This is a genomic window from Stenotrophomonas sp. Pemsol (genome assembly GCF_003586545.1).
Classification (GTDB): Bacteria; Pseudomonadota; Gammaproteobacteria; order Xanthomonadales; family Xanthomonadaceae; genus Stenotrophomonas; species Stenotrophomonas sepilia.
In genome coordinates, this window is the sequence record NZ_CP025780.1 from 1,110,915 (window position 1) to 1,127,615 (window position 16,701).

Genomic DNA, 16,701 nt, shown 5'->3' on the forward strand with positions numbered 1-16,701 from the left:
CGCTCTTGCCGTCGGCGCCGCACTTGCCTTCGGCGTGCTTGGTCGCGTCAGCGGCCATCTTGTTATCGGCGGCCTTGGCATCGGTGCTGGCCTTGGCCGCCTGGCCGGCCACCAGGTAGCCTTGGGCGAGGTCGCTCATGCTCAGGGCCGAGGCACTGGCGGTCATGCCCAGGCCGGCGGCCAGGGCGGTAGCGGTCAGCAGGGACAGGGTCTTGTTGGAACTGCTCATCGGTCTTACTCCTGGGTGGTGGGCAGGTGCCCGGGGTGAATCGATGGTGCAGCGATCCTACTCAACGAATCCTCGCCAAGAACTCAAATTTTCGTGAGATTTGTTACAGAAGCATCCGGAAGGTCTGCGCCGGGCAAGCACGGCGCCCACAACGCGGGTGGAACACCGCAAAAAAAGAAAGGCCGCTGTCACAGGACAGCGGCCACCTTGGAGTCGACTCCGGTGTTGCAGTGCAGCGTCAGGGCTGGCCGGTGCTGGAGGTCTCGTCGCGCTTTTCACGCGGTGGCAGCGGCTGCTCGCCGTGCACCAGGAACCACACGTTCTCGGCGATGTTGGTGGCGTGATCGCCCACGCGCTCCAGGTTCTTGGCCATGAACAGCAGGTGGGTGCACGGGGTGATGTTGCGCGGGTCTTCCATCATGTAGGTGAGCAGCTCGCGGAACAGCGCGGTGTACTGGGCGTCCAGGCGGGCGTCGTCCTCGCGCAGTGCCAGCGCGGCCTCGGCATCGTTGTCGCGGTAGGCGGCGATGGCACGGCGCACCTGCTGCGCGGCCAGGCGGCCCAGCGCGCGCAGGCCCTGGATCTGCGGCAGCGGCGGCACCTTGCCCAGCGCGATCGAGCGCTTGGCCACGTTCGCTGCATAGTCGCCGATGCGCTCGATGTCGGCCGGAATGCGCAGGCCAGCCAGGATCTCGCGCAGGTCGCGCGCCATCGGGCCGCGCAGCGCCAGGCGCATCACGTCATGGCTGATCTGCTGCTCCAGCGCATCGATGGCTTCGTCATTGGCGATGATGCGATGGGCGGCGTTCTCGTCGCGCTTCTCGATCACGTCCATCGCCGCTTCGAGCTGGGCGACCGCCATCTCGCCCATGCGCACGATTTCGGCCACCAGGCGCTGCTGCTCTTCGTCGTAGCTCTTGACGATGTGGTCGTTGGGAAGGTTCATGGTGTGCAATCCAGGTAGAGCCAGGCCATGCCTGGCTGCCGTTGTCTGTTGAGTCGAGCCACGCTCGACTGACGTTTCAGCCGAAGCGACCGGTGATGTAGTCCTCGGTCTGCCGCTGCGACGGCTGCGAGAAGATCACTTCGGTGCGGTCGTGCTCGATCAGGTCGCCCAGGTACATGAAGGCGGTGTAGTCGGACACGCGCGCAGCCTGCTGCATGTTGTGGGTGACGATCACGATCGTGTACTCGTGCTTGAGTTCTTCCACCAGCTGCTCGATGCGGCTGGTCGAGATCGGGTCCAGCGCCGAGGTCGGCTCGTCCAGCAGCAGCACCGACGGGCGCAGGGCCACGGCACGGGCGATGCACAGACGCTGCTGCTGGCCACCGGACAGACCCAGTGCGCTCTGCCCCAGCTTGTCCTTCACTTCGTCCCACAGCGCGCCCTGGCGCAGCGCCTGCTCGACGCGGTCGGCCATATCGGCCTTGCTCAGCTTCTCGTGGTGGCGGATGCCGTAGGCCACGTTCTCGAAGATGGTCATCGGGAACGGCACCGGCTTCTGGAACACCATGCCGACCTTGCTGCGCAGGCGGTTCATCGGGTACTTCGGCGACAGGATGTTCTCGCCGTCCAGCAGCACTTCACCGCGCGCCTCCAGCTTCGGGTACAGCGCATAGATGCGGTTGAAGATGCGCAGCAGCGTGGACTTGCCGCAACCGGAGGGACCGATCAGCGCGGTCACGCGCTTTTCCGGGATTTCCAGGTTGATGCCCTTCAGGGCGTGGAACTTGTCGTAGTAGAAGTCCAGTCCGCGCGCGGCAAGCTTGACCGGAGCCGGGGTGTGCAGGCTCTCGTGCGAGGACGGCACGGCGATGCGCTGCATCGGCACGGCGTTGGAAAGGTCGTTCATGGCGTTATCCACGGAAAGGTCAGTCATGGGAGATACGGTTGCGCAGCAGGATGCCGCGGGCGGCAAGGCTGACCAGCAGCACGAAGACAGTCAGCACCAGGGCACCGGCCCAGGCCAGTACCTGCCAGGATTCATACGGGCTGCCGGCGAACTGGTTCATCACCACCGGCACCGAAGCCATCGGCTGGAAGATGTTGTTGTTCCAGTACTGGTTGCCGAAGGCAGTGAACAGCAGCGGAGCGGTCTCGCCGGAAATGCGGGCCAGCGCCAGCAGGATGCCGGTGATGATGCCGGCCGACGCACTGCGGTACAGCACCTGCACGATCACCTTCCACTGCGGGATGCCCAGCGACAGGGCCGCTTCGCGCATCTGCGAGGGGACCAGGCGCAGCATTTCGTCGGTGGTGCGCACCACCACCGGCAGCACGATGAAGGCCAGCGACAGCGCACCGGCGAACGCCGAGAAGTTGCCGCCGGTCTGCATCACGTACAGCGTGTAGACGAACAGGCCCAGCACGATGGACGGCGCCGACAGCAGGATGTCGTTGACGAAGCGGACCACGGTGCCGGCCTTGCGGGCGTTGCCATACTCGGCCAGCCAGGTACCGGCCAGCACGCCCAGCGGGGTGCCGATGCCGATGGCCAGTGCACACATCACGGCACTGCCGAAGAAGGCGTTGGCGAGGCCGCCGTCCTGCATCGGCGGCGGGGTCATCTTGGTGAACAGATCCCAGTTGATGCCGGCCAGGCCCTTGGCAGCCAGGGTGAACAGGATCCAGCCCAGGAAGAACAGGCCGAACAGGGCGGTGGCGCAGGACGCAGTGATCGCAACGACGTTGCCGATGCGGCGGCGCAGGTACAGCGAATCAGCGGTGGTGGACATCAGTTGCCCTCCTTGCGGGACAGGCGCATCAGCATCAGGCGGGCGATGGCCAGCACCACGAAGGTGACGATGAAGAGGACGAAGCCGAGCAGCAGCAGGGCCGAACGGTAGGTTTCAGTGGCTTCGCCGAAATCATTGGCGATCAGCGCGGCGATGGTGGTGCCCGGTTCCAGCAGCGACGGCGACAGGCGCACGCTGTTGCCGATCACGAAGGCTACAGCCATCGTTTCGCCCAGCGCGCGGCCCAGGCCGAGGAAGATGCCGCCGATGACCGCCGAACGGGTGTAGGGCAGGACGATGTCCCAGCTCACTTCCCACTTGGTGGAGCCCAACGCGTAGGCCGATTCCTTCAGGCGGGTGGGCACGGTCAGGAACACCTCGCGCATCACCGAGGAAATGAACGGAATGACCATGATGGCCAGCACGAAACCGGCGGTGAGCATGCCGATGCCCAGCGGCGGGCCCTGGAACATCGGGCCGATGACCGGCCATTCGCCCAGGGTCTCGTTGAGGAACGGGGTGACGTACTCGGTCATCACCGGCACCAGCACGAACAGGCCCCACATGCCGTAGATGATCGAGGGGATGCCGGCCAGCAGTTCGATGGCGGTACCGACCGGGCCACGCAGCCAGCGCGGCGCGACTTCGGTGAGGAAGAAGGCGATGCCGAAGCTGACCGGCACGGCGATGACCATCGCGATGACAGCGGTGACCAGGGTGCCGTAGATCGGAGCCAGGGCGCCGAACTTGTTTTCGACCGGATTCCAGTCAGCGGAGAAGAAGAAGCTCAGTCCCTGCATCTGCAGGGCATGGCGACCACCCCACAGCATCGACAGCGCGGCGCAGGCCAGGGCGATCAGGACGAAGATGACGGTGCCGACCAGCACCCATCGGAACAGTTTGTCGTTGCGGGCATCACGCGTATCACGCGTGGACGGGGCGGCTACAGGCTGGGCGATGGCATTCATGGGGACGGCTGGGCCAGGAAGGGGCGGGGCGGCACGGCGTGGAACAAGCGGTGCCCGCGCGGGGCGGGCACCGTCGGGTCCATCACTTCAGGTCGGTCGCCCAGTAGGCCTCGATCTGCTTGACCAGTTCAGCCGGCAGCGGCACGTAGTGCAGCTCGTTGGCCTGGGCCTGGCCGTTCTCGAAGGCCCACTTGAAGAAGGCCAGGGTGTCCTGGTTGCGCTTGGCGTCCTTCGGCTGCTTCTGCATCAGCATGAAGTTGGTTGCGGTGATCGGCCACGCCTGCTCGCCCGGGGCGTTGGTGATGACCAGGTTGAAGTCCTTGGCGCTGGCCCAGTCGGCGCTGGCGGCCGCAGCGGCGAAGGTTTCCGCGCTCGGCTCGACCCAGTTGCCGGCGGCGTTCTGCATGGCGGTATACGGCATGCCGTTCTGCAGGGCATAAGCCAGTTCGACGTAGCCGATCGAGCCCTTGATCTGCTTCACGTAGGACGCAACGCCTTCATTGCCCTTGCCACCGACGCCGTCCGGCCACTGCACCGAGGTGCCTTCACCGACCTTGCTCTTCCACTCCGGGCTGACCTTGGACAGGTAGTTGGAGAAGTTGAAGGTGGTGCCCGAACCATCCGAACGGTGGACCAGGGTGATCTTGCCGTCCGGCAGCTTCACGCCCGGGTTGGCGGCGACGATCGCCGGGTCGTTCCAGGTCTTGACCTTGCCCAGGAAGATGTCGGCCAGCAGGGCGCCGCTCAGGCGCAGCTTGCCGGCTTCCAGGCCTTCGATGTTGACCACCGGCACCACGCCGCCGATGGCCGACGGGAACTGCGCCAGGCCGGCCTGGGCCAGCTCCTCGCTGCTCAGCGGCTTGTCGGACGAACCGAAGTCGACGGTCCCAGCCTTGATCTGGGCGATGCCGCCGCCGGAGCCGATCGACTGGTAGTTGATCTTGGCGCCGGTGCTGGCGTTGTAGTCAGCCGACCACTTGGAGACCAGCGGGAAGATGAAGGACGCGCCCGCGCCGGACACTTCGGCGGTCACCTTGGCACCGGCAGCGGCGGGGGCAGCGGCAGCGCCGGCAGCCGGCTGCTGCGCGGCCTGCTTGTCGCCACCGCAGGCCGACAGGCCCAGGGCGATGGCCAGGGAAAGGGCGGCAAGGCCGGCCGAGTGCAGTTTCATGGTCACTCCATAGCGGGGAAGAGCCGACGTGGTCGGCGGATGCGGCTATGAAATGATGTTTTTGTTACAGCCGTATTACGACCATGACAGAGGTGTCGAGGATCACGTTCTGACAAGGCTTTCACAGGGCTGGCGCCGATCCGGCCGGGGCCCGGAAACCCCGGATCTGCGCACCGATATGACGGCGGCTTGGTCCTTGCAGCGTCAATGCGCGACAGCTCCTTGCCCACGGTAGGTGCGGACCGTCGGTCCGCACGCTCCAGAGCGCAGCCGAGCGTCGGCTCGGCTCTACAGGGGCAGGTGCATCCCCGAAAACAAGAAGAGCGCGAGATCTCGAGGATCTCGCGCCCGGGTGGGAGCGGCGGGGGAGAGAGGACCCGCCGCCCCCGTTCCTGCGGGGGAACGCGCTTACTTCAGGTTCTGCGACCAGTAGGTCTCGATCTGGCGGACCAGGCTGTCCGGCAGCGGCACGTAGTCCAGCTGGCGGGCCTGGGCGTCGCCGTTCTTGTAGACCCAGCGGAAGAACTCCTGGGTCGCCTTGCCATTGGCAGCATTCTTCGGCGTCTTCTGCACCAGGATGAAGTTGGTGGCGGTGATCGGCCAGGACTCGGCGCCCGGCGCATTGGTCATCACCAGGTAGAAGTCGCGGGCGTTGGCCCAGTCGGCGCTGGCAGCGGCGGCAGCGAACGAGGTGTCGCTCGGCTGCACGAACTTGCCGGCGGCATTCTTCATCGCGGTGTAGGAGAGCTTGTTCTGCAGCGCGTAGGACAGTTCGACATAGCCGATGCCGCCCTTGATCTGCTTCACGTAGGCGGCAACACCTTCGTTGCCCTTGCCGCCGATGCCGGCCGGCCACTGCACCGAGGTGCCTTCACCGACCGAGCTCTTCCACTCCGGGCTGACCTTGGACAGGTAGTTGACGAAGTTGAAGGTGGTACCCGAGCCGTCCGAACGATGCACGACGGTGACCTTGGCGTTCGGCAGGGTCACGCCCGGGTTCAGTGCGGCGATGGCCGGGTCGTTCCAGGTCTTGATCTTGCCCAGGAAGATGTTGGCCAGCACGGCGCCGTCCAGCTTCAGGGCGCCCGGGGCGATGCCGGCCACGTTGACCACCGGCACCACGCCACCGATCACCGACGGGAACTGCGCCAGGCCTGCAGCAGCCAGGTCTTCCGGCTTCAGCGGCGCATCGGAAGAGCCGAAATCAACGGTCTTGGCCTTGATCTGGGCAATGCCGCCGCCGGAACCGATGGACTGGTAGTTGACCTTGTTGCCGGTTGCGGCGCTGTAGTCGGCCGACCACTTGGACATGACCGGGTAGATGAACGATGCGCCCGCGCCGGTGATGTCGGCGGCGTTGGCGGCGAACACGGACGATGCAGCCAGGATGGCGACAGCGGCGCGCGATTTGAAGGCGTGGATCACGGGGAGACTCCTGGGGTGGTGGTCGAAGGGCGGTTGCCCGACGTTTCGGTGCACATTCCATAACGATTGCGTGACACGTCCGCGTCTGTCATATGACGCGGGCGTGACACGCGTCATGAGGGATGTCGCGTCCGCTGTGCCGGCAGCACGGCACGGGTATCGCTGCAACGACGAAGGCACGGCCGGGGCCGTGCCTTCGCGGTTCAACGCAGGTGGCTGGGCTTACCAGAAGAACTGCGCGCGGGCTTCCAGGATGTTGGGATCGTCGTTGACGAAACCGCGCGCCGTGGAGCTGTACTTCTTGCTGTCGACCATCACGTAGTTGAGCATCAGCTTGAAGTTGGAACGCAGGTACCAGTTGGCGCCCACGGTCCAGATGTCCATCTTGCCGCCCAGCACGCCATCGACGATCGGCGGGCGACCGGCGACCGGATTGGCGGCGAGGTTGCCGTCATTGAGGTCCATGTGGTCGTAGCGCACGCCCAGCTGCCACTGGCCGCCGGCCGGGTTGTTCGGCAGGCCGGTGCCCGGAGTGCCGCCCTTGTAGCTCCAGGTCTCGCCGGTGACGTTCCACACGCCGCTCATGTAGTAGCCGTCGCTGGTGTAGTTGTCGTGGTCGTAGCGCTTGGCCTTGCTGGTGTAGTACTCGGCCTGGGCCTTGAAGGGACCCTGGAAGTACATCGCTTCGGCACCGATGGTGCTGACGCGATCGGTGTCGGTCAGGTTGCCGCTGTCAACCAGGCGGGCAGTGGCGAGGTCGGCATTCGGACGCGCACGCACGCGCAGGGTGTCGGCGTCGGCGTCGTAGTTGACGTAGCTCAGACCGAAGTGCAGGACCTGGCCCTTTTCATTGATCGGGGCCCAGGTGCCACGCGCGCCGTAGCCGCTGCCGTGGGCCAGGTTGCGGGTCAGCTCGCGGCCGAAGGCGCTGGCGGTCACCGACCAGTTGTCCTGGCCGTAGCTGTACGCGCCGCCCAGGCGGCGGGCGATGGCATAGGTATTGGTGACCGCTGCCTTGGAAATGAAATCGTTGTTCTTGGTGCTGGACAGTTCTTCCAGGCTGTTGGGCTGCTTGAACTGGCCCAGCTGCAGGAAGTGGTTGGCGTTACCCAGCAGCTTGTACTTCACGTTGGTGTCGAGGAACTTGTCGGCCTTGGCGTCATAGCCGACCACCCACTCCACGTTGCCCGGGCCCTTGCCCTTCAGCACCAGCTCGGCGCGACGCAGTTCGAATTCGCTGTTCTTGCCGTTGCCGGCGTCGCCACCGTTGAGGTCGACCACATCGTTGTGGAACCAGTTGCCGTCGGCCTGGACCAGGCCTTCGAAGGTGATTTCCGAACCGCCGATCACGTCGATGGCGACTTCGGCGTGTGCAGCCGGCACATACAGCGCAGCAGCCACGGCCACCGTCAGGAGTTGGTGATGCAGTTTCATGGAGAGGAGCCTTGCAGGCAGGTGGGAAGATGCGCGCAGGCTAGAAGGTAAAGATTGCGTAAATGTGACAGTTCACGCGCGGCAGACATCCGCCGCAGGCCCCGTCACGGCAGGGCCTGCCATTGAAACCGCTTGCGTATGACGCCCGGATTGCGACCCGGTTGCAGTAGAGCCACGCCCTGCGTGGATGCTGCCGTCACTCGGCCGTGGTCTTTTCCTTGAACCGGCACAGGTCGGCGATCACGCAGCCCGGGCAATCCGGCTTGCGCGCCTTGCACACATAACGTCCGTGCAGGATCAGCCAGTGATGCGCGTTGAGCAGGAACTCGGCCGGGATCACCTTCACCAGCTTGTCTTCCACTTCGCGCACGTTCCTGCCCGGCGCCAGTCCTGTGCGGTTGGCGACGCGGAAGATATGCGTGTCCACCGCCATCACCGGCTCGCCGAACGCGGTGTTGAGCACCACGTTGGCGGTCTTGCGCCCGACGCCCGGCAGCGCTTCCAGCGCTTCGCGATCACGCGGCACTTCACCGCCATGCTTCTCCAGCAGGATCGCGCAGGTGGCGATCACGTTCTTTGCCTTGGCGTTGAACAGCCCGATGGTGGCGATGTACTGCTTCAAGCCATCCTCGCCGAGCGCAAGGATCTTCGCCGGCGTGTTGGCGACCGGGAACAGGCGGCGCGTGGCCTTGTTGACGCCGACGTCGGTGGCCTGCGCCGACAACGCCACCGCCACCAGCAGCTCGAACGGCGAGCTGTACTCCAGTTCGGTCTTCGGGTGCGGGTTGAGTTCGCGCAGGCGGGTGAACATCTCCACCACGTCGGCGCGTGGCATCGTGCCGCCACGCCGCGCCGGGGCGCGTGCGGTCTTTTTCGTGGTGGCCATTACTGTTCCTTGCCACTGGCGCGGGCCTTGGCCCGGGCCAGAATCGCGGCTGCCGCAGCGGGCAGGGCGGGCTTCACGTCCGGGGCTGGTGCCGGAGTGCGACGTGCATCGCGCTCGGCCTCGCGGCGGGCCAGGCGCACCGCACGGGCACGGTAGCGTTCGCGTGCAGCCCAGGCCGCGCGCAGTTGCTGCTGGGCCTGGCACAGGCGTTGCGGAAGGTCGGGGTGGTCAGGCAGCAACCGGTCGTCGCCGGCACGGACGATGTAGTCCATCAGCCCGGCCTGCAGGGCACCATCGAGATCGTCTGCCTGGACCCGGGCGAACAACTGCGCGGGGTTGGGTCGGGATGCCATGGTGTCAGCGGTTCTGGAAGGCCGGCGCGCGGCGTTGCAGGAAGGCGCTGGTGCCTTCGCGCATGTCCTCGGTGGCGAACAGCAGGCCGAACTGCGCACTTTCGTATTCCAGCCCGGCCTCCAGGCTGCATTCGCCGCCCACGTGCACCGCGTCGAGCAGGCCACGCAGGGCCAGCGGGGCCGAGCGTGCCAGCTGGCGGGCGACGTCCTGCACCCGGTTGTCCAGCGCGTCGGCCGGCACGACTTCGTTGACGATGCCCAGTTCCAGCGCACGCGCGGCGTTGATCGGCGCCCCCAGCAGGCACAGCTCCAGGGTGGCGGCGCGGCCGCACAGGCGCAGCAGGCGCTGGCTGCCGCCGAAGCCGGGGATCAGGCCGAGGTTGATTTCCGGTTGGCCGACCTTGGCGGTATCTGCGGCGATGCGCAGGTGGCAGGCCATCGCCAGTTCCAGGCCACCGCCCAGTGCGAAACCATTCACGCGTGCGATGACCGGTTTGGGCATGCGTTCGATCTGGCGCATCAGGGCCTGGCCCAGCAGCGAGAAATCACGTCCCTGAACGGCGCTGAGCGTGTTCATTTCCGCGATGTCGGCACCGGCCACGAACGCCTTGGGGCCCGCCCCGGTCAATATCACGACGCGCACCTCCGGATCGGCGGCGGCGTCGCTGAAGGCATCGGCCAGGGCCTGCAGGGTCGCGGCGTTGAGGGCATTGAGCTTGTCCGGGCGCTGGACGGTCACGGTGCGGATGGCGCCGTCGTCAGCGACAGCGATCAGGGCATCGGCCACGGGGAAACTCCTGGAACGTTAAAAAGAAGTGATATTGAACTCTGCAAACGCAGACGGGTCATAGCCTGCATCGTGAGTAGCGGTTACACGTTGCGCCCGTTATCCTAACCCGTCGCCTCAGGGCGGCGCAGAACGTCCCTGAGTTACCACCCCTGGAGAACTGTTTGATGAAGTTGCGTTCTATCGCGGTCGCCGTCGCGGCCCTGGCCCTGACGGGCAATGCCTTCGCCCAGGACGTCTCGTCCGAAAAGGGCAAGCTGAGCTACTACTTCGGTTACGACTACGGCAACAACCTGGCGGAGCTGACCGGTCGTGGTGAGCAGCTGGACATCAACTCGGTGGTGAAGGGCCTGCAGGATGCCTACGCCAAGAAGCAGCCGGCGATCACCGCCGAGCAGCTGAAGCCGGCCGTTGAAGCGTTCCAGAAGCGCGAGCAGGGCCGTGCCCAGGCCGCCAAGGCCGAGTACGAAAAGGCGGCTGCCGAAAACAAGACCAAGAGCGACCAGTTCATCGCGGCGAACAAGGCCAAGGCCGGTGTGCAGTCCCTGCCGAGCGGCGTCCAGTACCGCGTGATCGAGGCCGGCAAGGGTGCCAAGCCGACCCAGGCCAGCACTGTGCAACTGGAAGTGGCCGGTCCGTTCCCGTACGGCCAGCGCCCGACCGAAGCCCGCCCGGCCCAGCAGATCCCGTCGATCAAGGTCAGCGAAGTCGAAATGAAGGCCATGCGCGAGACCCTGCTGCAGATGCCGGCAGGCTCGAAGTGGGAAGTCACCCTGCCGCCGGACCAGGCCTACGGTGCCGATCCGCGCACCCCGTTCCCGCCGAACGTGGCTGTGCAGTTCGAGATCAAGCTGGTCAGCGTCAAGTAAATCGAAGCAGCAAACGAAACGCGCCGGTGATTCCACCGGCGCGTTTTTGTTTGCGCAGTCCCTGACGGTAGAGTCGACTGTCAGTCGACTGTTTTTGGGTCACATCGGGGAAACGCCCGCGCTGCGCGCGCGAGTCGACTGACAGTCGACTCTACCGTCCGGCTGGGCCACCCGCGCAAATTCAGCCCGATCGCGCTACTGTTGGCGGGTGCAAACAATGGAAGAAACGGCGCGTGTTGTCGCAAGTCCCTGCATCGGAGTGTGCACGCTGGATCCGCACCGGCAATGCGCCGGCTGCGGGCGGCATATCGATGAGATCGCGCGGTGGTCGTCGATGAGCAACGAGGAACGCAGCCGCATCCTGCATCGCGTGCAGCCCTTGCGGCAACAACTGCAGCAGTCCCTGCGCGGTTCGCTGGCCGACCACGAACGACTGATGCGCGCGCTGCACCCCTTGGCCCAACCACCTGCGGGCGACGGCTGGAACCGCAGTGAGCTGGTTGACCTGCTGCCACCCGGGCCTCCAGTGGAGGCTGCGGTGCTGGCCGGCATCGTGCCGCGCGCCAACGGCGCACAGGTGATCCTTACCCGTCGCACCGAAACACTGCGCACCCATGGTGGCCAGGTCGGATTCCCCGGTGGCCGCACCGAACCCGATGACCGCGACGCGCTGGCGGCCGCGCTGCGCGAGAGCCAGGAAGAAATCGCATTGGCGCCCGGCCAGGTGCAGGCGCTGGGGTATCTCGATCCCTTCGTCACCATCACCGGCTACCGCGTCACGCCGGTGGTGGCGGTGGTCGATCCGGAGTTCGTGCCTGTGCCGCAGCCCAGTGAAGTAGCCGAGGTATTCGAGGTGCCACTGGATTACCTGATGGCGCCTGACAGCCTGCGCCAGGTCGAAATCAACCATCGCGGCCGGGTACGCCACGTGCTTGAGTATGGCTGGCCGGGCCAGCGCATCTGGGGGGCGACCGCCGCCATTCTCTACAACCTGCGTCGCCGCCTGGAGCAAGTGCAATGAAGCTGATCGATCCGCCGTGGACCACCCTGGTCGATGTCGCCACCCTGGCTGCCGCGTTGGGCGAAGGCATCCGCGTGGTCGACGCACGCGCCACTGCCAGCACTGCGGTGCGGGTGGTCGATGCGCGCTCCTCGCTGGCCGACCCGCAGGCGGGAAGCAGCCAGTATCTGGCAGGTCATATCCCGGGTGCGGTGTATGCCGATCTGAATCGTGACCTGTCTGATCTGTCGCGCGTCGGCCATGGTCGCCATCCACTGCCGGACAGCGATGCCTTGGCTGCAAAGCTGGGGCAGTGGGGCATCGGCCCCGACACCCAGGTGGTGGTCTACGATGGCAGCGACGGCAGCATGGCCGCCTCGCGCCTGTGGTGGCTGCTGCGCCTGATCGGTCACAGCAGGGTGGCCGTACTCGACGGCGGCATCGCCGCCTGGCAGGCCGCCGGTCACACGTTGGAAAGCGGCCAGGCTGAAGTGACAGCGCTGCCTGCCTACCCGGGCCGCTTCGACACCACCCAGATCGCCAACGCCGATGAAATCACCGCGCGGCTGAAGCATGCGCCGGGCTGGCTGGTCGACGCGCGGGCGGGTGAGCGTTTCCGTGGTGAAGTGGAGCCGCTGGACCCGGTGGCCGGGCATGTGCCGGGCGCGGTCAACCGCCCGTTCGCATTGAACGTACTCGACGGCCGCCTGCGCGACGCACAGGAGCTGCGCGCCGAACTGCAGGGCGTGATCGGCAACCGCGATCCGCAGCAGGTGGTGCTGATGTGCGGTTCCGGCGTGACCGCCTGCCATCTGCTGCTGGCGATGGAAAGCGCGGGGCTGAGCGGCGCGCGCATCTACGCCGATTCCTGGAGCGGCTGGGTGAGCGACAGCAGCCGCCCGGTGGCGACCGGCGCCTGAGCCGCGCGGGGTCGGATCCGTTTTCCAACGGAAAACGGCTCTGACCCCATCAACCGAAAATCGGGGTCAGAGCCCGTTGCGTAGCAACGGGAGCCGACCCCGTGCCGATTCGAAGGATCGCGGAGAACTGTCGAAGGCGGGGTGGGTCCGGTTGCGGGGGTGTCCGCGGCATGGATGCCGCGGCCAAGCCGCCATGGGTGAGGGCGCTTTGCTTGCGAAGCACTGCTTCGCAAGCGCCCGAACGCACAGCCGCCAGCGGCTGGGCCGGCCTGGGGCTTTACGGCGTCCCCCGCAATCGGATCCACCCCGCCATCCCCCGGAATGCCAGCTCTTGACGTTGACGTTGCCTCTGCAGGTGCAGGGCGCAGCCCTGCTGCTTACTCCAACCCCTGCAGCGGCACCTTCGCCAGCACCCGTGCCCACGGGAACAAGGGCCCCGGATCGCGCTTGCGTGCCACCCTCAGCGTCGGATCATCGCTGGCCGGCACCTGCTCCAGATCCAGCTGGTCGTGCCCGGCAATCCGCCGCAGCGACGGATAGCGCGCCACCAGCGCCAGCAGCAGCCGCTCCAGCGCTTCCAGCTGTGGCTCGGTGTAGGCCTCGTCCATCGCCTGGTGGCGGCTGTCGAACCAGTCCGGATAGCGCCCGCGGTTGACCAGCTCGATGCCCAGCGTATGCGCGTTCATGCCGCGCACGTGATGGGCCACGCGTTCCGGCGCCACGTACTGCACCACGCTGCCATCGCGGTCGATGTAGAAGTGCCCGCTGTTGCCGGCGCCGCTGTCGTACAGCACGCGCTCGCCGTACTCGCGGGCCATCGCCAGATCGGGCAGCTCGGTGCAGTGGATCACCACCATTTCCAGCGAGGCGGGATCCCGCAGCGGCAATCGGTCGTGATAGGGCAGGGGCTGCAGCTGCAGGCCGGGCAGGAGCGGGTTGGGCATCCGGCGATGCTAGCATTGCGGCATGAACCTGCCTTCCCTTTCCTCGTCGGCCCGCGCCTACGGAGCACGCGCATGAGCCGAGGCCACTGCATCCTCTCCCACGGCTTCGAGAGCGGCCCGGAGGCGACCAAGGTCACCGCGCTGGCCGAGGTGGCGCAACGCCTGGGCTGGACCCACGAGCGCCCCGACTACACCGACCTGGACGCGATGAGCGAGGTCAGCCGGGTGGGCGACGTGCCGACCCGCCTGCGCCGTCTGGTTGAACGCGCCGCCATCGCGGCCCGTCAGGGGCCGGTGGTGCTGGCCGGCTCCAGCCTGGGCGCCTACATCTCCGCCATCGCCTCGCTGCAGGTGCCGGTAGCCGGCCTGTTCCTGATGGTGCCACCGACCACCATGGGCCCGATGCCGGCGCTGGACGCCGCTGCGGTGCCGACCACGGTGGTGCAGGCCTGGCATGACGATGTGGTACCGGCTGCCGGCGTGATTGCCTGGGCGCAGGCGCGTTCGGCGCAGTTGCTGCTGGTTGACGATGGCCACCGCCTGGAGCGCCACGTGGAGGCCTCCGCGCAGGCCTTCGAGCGCCTGCTGCGGCAACTGTGAAGCCAGGGCGCACGGCGCGCCCGCCCGCATTGACTACAATGGCAGCCCCGCCGCCCCCGGCGCGGGCCTGCCGGCCGTGCCTACGGCCCTCCTTTCCGACCGGCCCGGCCCCTGTGCCGCGCCCGACCACCTGCGAACCGATCCCGTGAAATTCTTCGTCTCCTGTGCCAAGGGCCTGGAATACCTGCTTGCCGATGAACTGTCGGCCCTGGGCCTTGGCAAGGCCACCGCCACCATTGCCGGCGTCAACGCCGACGGCGAACTGGCGCAGGCGCTGCGGATCGTGATGTGGTCGCGCCTGGCCAGCCGGGTGCTGTGGCCGATCGACGAGTTCGACTGCCCGGACGAGCAGGCCCTGTATGACGGCGTGCGTGCACTGCCGTGGCACGAGCACATCTCGCCGGAGATGACCCTGGCGGTGGATGCGCACGTGTCCGGCGACAAGATCACCCATGCACGCTTTGCCGCGCAGCGGATCAAGGATGCGATCGTCGACCGCATGCGCGACGAAGGCCTGGAGCGGCCCTCGGTCAATACCGATCTGCCCGACGTGCGCGTCAACCTCTCGCTGCGCAAGGGCCGCGCCTCGCTGTCGATCGACCTCGGCGGTGGCCCGCTGCATCGCCGCGGCTGGCGCGGTGCCGCCCACGAGGCGCCGCTGAAGGAAAACCTGGCCGCCGCGCTGCTGCTGCGCGCGCAATGGCCGCGCCTGCATGCCGCCGGCGGTGGGCTGCTGGACCCGATGTGTGGCAGCGGCACGCTGCTGATCGAAGGCGCGCTGATGGCCGCCGACGTTGCCCCAGGCCTGATGCGGCATGGCAGCCTGCCGCCGAGCCGTTGGCTGGGCTTCGACAAGGCGGCCTGGAAGTCCATCCAGAGCGAAGCACGTGAGCGCGAAGCGGCCGGCCTGGCCGCGCTGAAGCCGGTCATCCACGGCAGCGACATCGACCCGGCTGCGATCCAGGCGGCCCGCGAGAATGCCGAGGTCGCCGGCGTCGCCCACGCGATCCGTTTCACCCGCGCCGATGTCGCCGACCTGGCCACGCCGGAACAGGAGATCGGTGCGGTGGTCTGCAACCCGCCGTACGACGAGCGCCTGGCCGCCGATCCGGCGTTGTACCGTGCACTGGGCAATGCCTTGCAGAAGGCAGTGCCGCAGTGGCGCGCCAGCCTGCTGTGCGGCAATGACGAACTGGCCTTTGCCACCGGCCTGCGTGCCAGCAAGAAGTACCAGATGTTCAACGGTGCGCTGGAATGCGCGCTGATCGTCTGCGATCCGATCGCTGTGCCGGGCCGTGATCCGGCACAGCCCCGCGAGCTGAGCGAAGGCGCGCAGATGGTGGCCAACCGCCTGCGCAAGAACCTGAAGAAGTTCAAGAGCTGGCGTGCCCGCGAGGACATCACCTGCTTCCGCGCCTACGACGCCGACCTGCCGGAGTACGCGGCGGCCATCGACGTCTACGAGGAAGAGGGGGGCAGGCGGCGTACCTTCCTGCATGTGCAGGAATATGCGGCACCGGCGGCGATTCCCGAGAACGACGTGCGCCGCCGCCGCAATGAGCTGCTGGCCGCCGCGCGCGAAGTGTTCGGCGTGCCACCGGAACAGGTGTCGATGAAATCGCGCGAGCGCGGCAAGGGCGGCAGCAAGTACGGCCGCTTCGAGCAGCGCGACGAGTTCATCGTGGTGCGAGAGAACAACGCGCTGCTGCAGGTGAACCTGTTCGATTACCTGGATACCGGCCTGTTCCTCGACCATCGCCCGCTGCGCCGGATGATGGCCGAGCAGGTGCGTGGCAAGCGTTTCCTCAACCTGTTCTGCTACACCGGCGTGGCCAGCGTGCAGGCCGCCGTGGCCGGTGCCGCCAGCACCACCAGCGTCGACCTGTCGGCCACCTATCTGCAGTGGTGCTACGACAACCTGGCGCTGAACGGGCAGGGGGGCAACCAGCATCTGCTGGTCCAGGCCGATGCAATGGCCTGGCTGGAAGGCGACCGCGGCCAGTACGACGTGATCTTCTGTGACCCGCCGACCTTCTCCAATTCCGCCCGCGCCGATGATTTCGACGTGCAGCGCGAACAGCTGAAGCTGCTGCGGGCGGCGGTGGCGCGGCTGGCACCGGGTGGCGTGCTGTACTTCTCCAACAACTTCCGCCGCTTCAAGCTGGAAGAGAACGCCATCGCCGAGTTCGCCCAGTGCCGCGAGATCACCGCACGCACGATTGGTCCGGATTTCGAGCGCAACGCGCGCATCCACCGCGCGTGGGAACTGAAGCGGTTGGGGTAAGCCCGGTAGCGCCGGCCGCTGGCCGGCAACTGCGTCAGAACCGTGGAAGGTCCGCGGGATGCCGGCCAGCGGCCGGCATTACCGCATCTGGTCCG

Annotated in this window: 16 protein-coding genes and 1 pseudogene; 5 read left to right on the forward strand and 12 right to left on the reverse strand. The window is 66.8% G+C overall.

Annotated elements, in window-relative coordinates:
- Position 1 precedes the first annotated feature (1 nt).
- From PEM_RS05045 to PEM_RS05095, 11 genes and pseudogenes are all read right to left on the reverse strand, one after another.
- A pseudogene (locus PEM_RS05045) lies at positions 2-229 on the reverse strand (hypothetical protein); the annotation flags it as partial.
- 238 nt (positions 230-467) lie between these two features.
- Positions 468-1,175: a phosphate signaling complex protein PhoU gene (phoU, locus tag PEM_RS05050; RefSeq protein ID WP_005415893.1), complete on the reverse strand. Its 708-nt coding sequence runs from the start codon at positions 1,173-1,175 to the stop codon at positions 468-470.
- 76 nt (positions 1,176-1,251) lie between these two features.
- Positions 1,252-2,082 carry a phosphate ABC transporter ATP-binding protein PstB gene (gene pstB / locus PEM_RS05055; RefSeq protein ID WP_049411272.1) on the reverse strand — a complete coding sequence of 277 codons (831 nt, stop codon included), beginning with the start codon at positions 2,080-2,082 and terminating at the stop codon, positions 1,252-1,254.
- 19 nt (positions 2,083-2,101) lie between these two features.
- Positions 2,102-2,965 (reverse strand): phosphate ABC transporter permease PstA, encoded by an 864-nt coding sequence (gene pstA / locus PEM_RS05060; protein WP_005415894.1) that lies wholly within the window; start codon positions 2,963-2,965, stop codon positions 2,102-2,104.
- On the reverse strand, positions 2,965-3,933 hold the full coding sequence (gene pstC, locus PEM_RS05065) for a phosphate ABC transporter permease subunit PstC (protein ID WP_061478538.1): 969 nt from the start codon (positions 3,931-3,933) through the stop codon (positions 2,965-2,967). Before pstC ends, pstA begins: the two co-directional genes overlap by 1 nt.
- A gap of 82 nt (positions 3,934-4,015) precedes the next feature.
- Positions 4,016-5,104 (reverse strand): phosphate ABC transporter substrate-binding protein PstS, encoded by a 1,089-nt coding sequence (gene pstS, locus PEM_RS05070; RefSeq protein ID WP_005415896.1) that lies wholly within the window; start codon positions 5,102-5,104, stop codon positions 4,016-4,018.
- Positions 5,105-5,512: 408 nt separating this feature from the next.
- Positions 5,513-6,529, reverse strand: coding sequence for a phosphate ABC transporter substrate-binding protein PstS (gene pstS / locus PEM_RS05075; RefSeq protein WP_005415897.1), 1,017 nt, complete (start codon positions 6,527-6,529; stop codon positions 5,513-5,515).
- Between the two features lie 222 nt (positions 6,530-6,751).
- Positions 6,752-7,963 (reverse strand): OprO/OprP family phosphate-selective porin, encoded by a 1,212-nt coding sequence (locus tag PEM_RS05080; protein ID WP_119706070.1) that lies wholly within the window; start codon positions 7,961-7,963, stop codon positions 6,752-6,754.
- Positions 7,964-8,159: 196 nt separating this feature from the next.
- Positions 8,160-8,849, reverse strand: coding sequence for an endonuclease III (gene nth, locus PEM_RS05085; protein ID WP_032954057.1), 690 nt, complete (start codon positions 8,847-8,849; stop codon positions 8,160-8,162).
- Positions 8,849-9,202 (reverse strand): hypothetical protein, encoded by a 354-nt coding sequence (locus tag PEM_RS05090; RefSeq protein WP_005415900.1) that lies wholly within the window; start codon positions 9,200-9,202, stop codon positions 8,849-8,851. Before PEM_RS05090 ends, nth begins: the two co-directional genes overlap by 1 nt.
- A 4-nt stretch (positions 9,203-9,206) precedes the next feature.
- Positions 9,207-9,989 carry an enoyl-CoA hydratase-related protein gene (locus tag PEM_RS05095; protein ID WP_053501080.1) on the reverse strand — a complete coding sequence of 261 codons (783 nt, stop codon included), beginning with the start codon at positions 9,987-9,989 and terminating at the stop codon, positions 9,207-9,209.
- Between the two features lie 167 nt (positions 9,990-10,156).
- Between PEM_RS05095 and PEM_RS05100 the strand changes: the two genes are divergently transcribed.
- From PEM_RS05100 to PEM_RS05110, 3 genes are all read left to right on the forward strand, one after another.
- Positions 10,157-10,858 carry an FKBP-type peptidyl-prolyl cis-trans isomerase N-terminal domain-containing protein gene (locus tag PEM_RS05100; protein WP_005408797.1) on the forward strand — a complete coding sequence of 234 codons (702 nt, stop codon included), beginning with the start codon at positions 10,157-10,159 and terminating at the stop codon, positions 10,856-10,858.
- 217 nt (positions 10,859-11,075) lie between these two features.
- Positions 11,076-11,879, forward strand: coding sequence for a CoA pyrophosphatase (locus tag PEM_RS05105; protein ID WP_032954058.1), 804 nt, complete (start codon positions 11,076-11,078; stop codon positions 11,877-11,879).
- Positions 11,876-12,778, forward strand: a complete 903-nt coding sequence (locus PEM_RS05110) for a sulfurtransferase (protein WP_111174650.1) — start codon at positions 11,876-11,878, stop codon at positions 12,776-12,778. Before PEM_RS05105 ends, PEM_RS05110 begins: the two co-directional genes overlap by 4 nt.
- Before the next feature lie 377 nt (positions 12,779-13,155).
- On the opposite strand, the gene PEM_RS05115 is transcribed toward PEM_RS05110, so the two are convergent.
- On the reverse strand, positions 13,156-13,722 hold the full coding sequence (locus PEM_RS05115; RefSeq protein ID WP_111007601.1) for an N-acetylmuramoyl-L-alanine amidase: 567 nt from the start codon (positions 13,720-13,722) through the stop codon (positions 13,156-13,158).
- 72 nt (positions 13,723-13,794) lie between these two features.
- On the opposite strand from PEM_RS05115, the gene PEM_RS05120 reads away from it, so the two are divergent.
- Both PEM_RS05120 and rlmKL read left to right on the forward strand, forming a co-directional pair.
- Complete coding sequence (locus tag PEM_RS05120) at positions 13,795-14,322, forward strand: alpha/beta hydrolase (protein WP_024958728.1); 528 nt, start codon at positions 13,795-13,797, stop codon at positions 14,320-14,322.
- A 145-nt stretch (positions 14,323-14,467) separates the two neighbouring features.
- Complete coding sequence (gene rlmKL, locus PEM_RS05125) at positions 14,468-16,606, forward strand: bifunctional 23S rRNA (guanine(2069)-N(7))-methyltransferase RlmK/23S rRNA (guanine(2445)-N(2))-methyltransferase RlmL (protein ID WP_111174703.1); 2,139 nt, start codon at positions 14,468-14,470, stop codon at positions 16,604-16,606.
- The last annotated feature ends 95 nt before the right edge of the window (positions 16,607-16,701 follow it).

Coding starts and splice junctions, on each gene's coding strand:
- PEM_RS05105 (WP_032954058.1), top strand. CDS start 11,076: ATGGAAGAAACGGCGCGTGTTGTCGCAAGTCCCTGCATCGGAGTGTGC.
- PEM_RS05090 (WP_005415900.1), bottom strand. CDS start 9,202: ATGGCATCCCGACCCAACCCCGCGCAGTTGTTCGCCCGGGTCCAGGCA.
- pstC (WP_061478538.1), bottom strand. CDS start 3,933: ATGAATGCCATCGCCCAGCCTGTAGCCGCCCCGTCCACGCGTGATACG.
- pstA (WP_005415894.1), bottom strand. CDS start 2,965: ATGTCCACCACCGCTGATTCGCTGTACCTGCGCCGCCGCATCGGCAAC.
- pstB (WP_049411272.1), bottom strand. CDS start 2,082: ATGAACGACCTTTCCAACGCCGTGCCGATGCAGCGCATCGCCGTGCCG.
- nth (WP_032954057.1), bottom strand. CDS start 8,849: ATGGCCACCACGAAAAAGACCGCACGCGCCCCGGCGCGGCGTGGCGGC.
- phoU (WP_005415893.1), bottom strand. CDS start 1,175: ATGAACCTTCCCAACGACCACATCGTCAAGAGCTACGACGAAGAGCAG.
- PEM_RS05110 (WP_111174650.1), top strand. CDS start 11,876: ATGAAGCTGATCGATCCGCCGTGGACCACCCTGGTCGATGTCGCCACC.
- PEM_RS05100 (WP_005408797.1), top strand. CDS start 10,157: ATGAAGTTGCGTTCTATCGCGGTCGCCGTCGCGGCCCTGGCCCTGACG.
- PEM_RS05115 (WP_111007601.1), bottom strand. CDS start 13,722: ATGCCCAACCCGCTCCTGCCCGGCCTGCAGCTGCAGCCCCTGCCCTAT.
- pstS (WP_005415896.1), bottom strand. CDS start 5,104: ATGAAACTGCACTCGGCCGGCCTTGCCGCCCTTTCCCTGGCCATCGCC.
- PEM_RS05080 (WP_119706070.1), bottom strand. CDS start 7,963: ATGAAACTGCATCACCAACTCCTGACGGTGGCCGTGGCTGCTGCGCTG.
- PEM_RS05120 (WP_024958728.1), top strand. CDS start 13,795: ATGAGCCGAGGCCACTGCATCCTCTCCCACGGCTTCGAGAGCGGCCCG.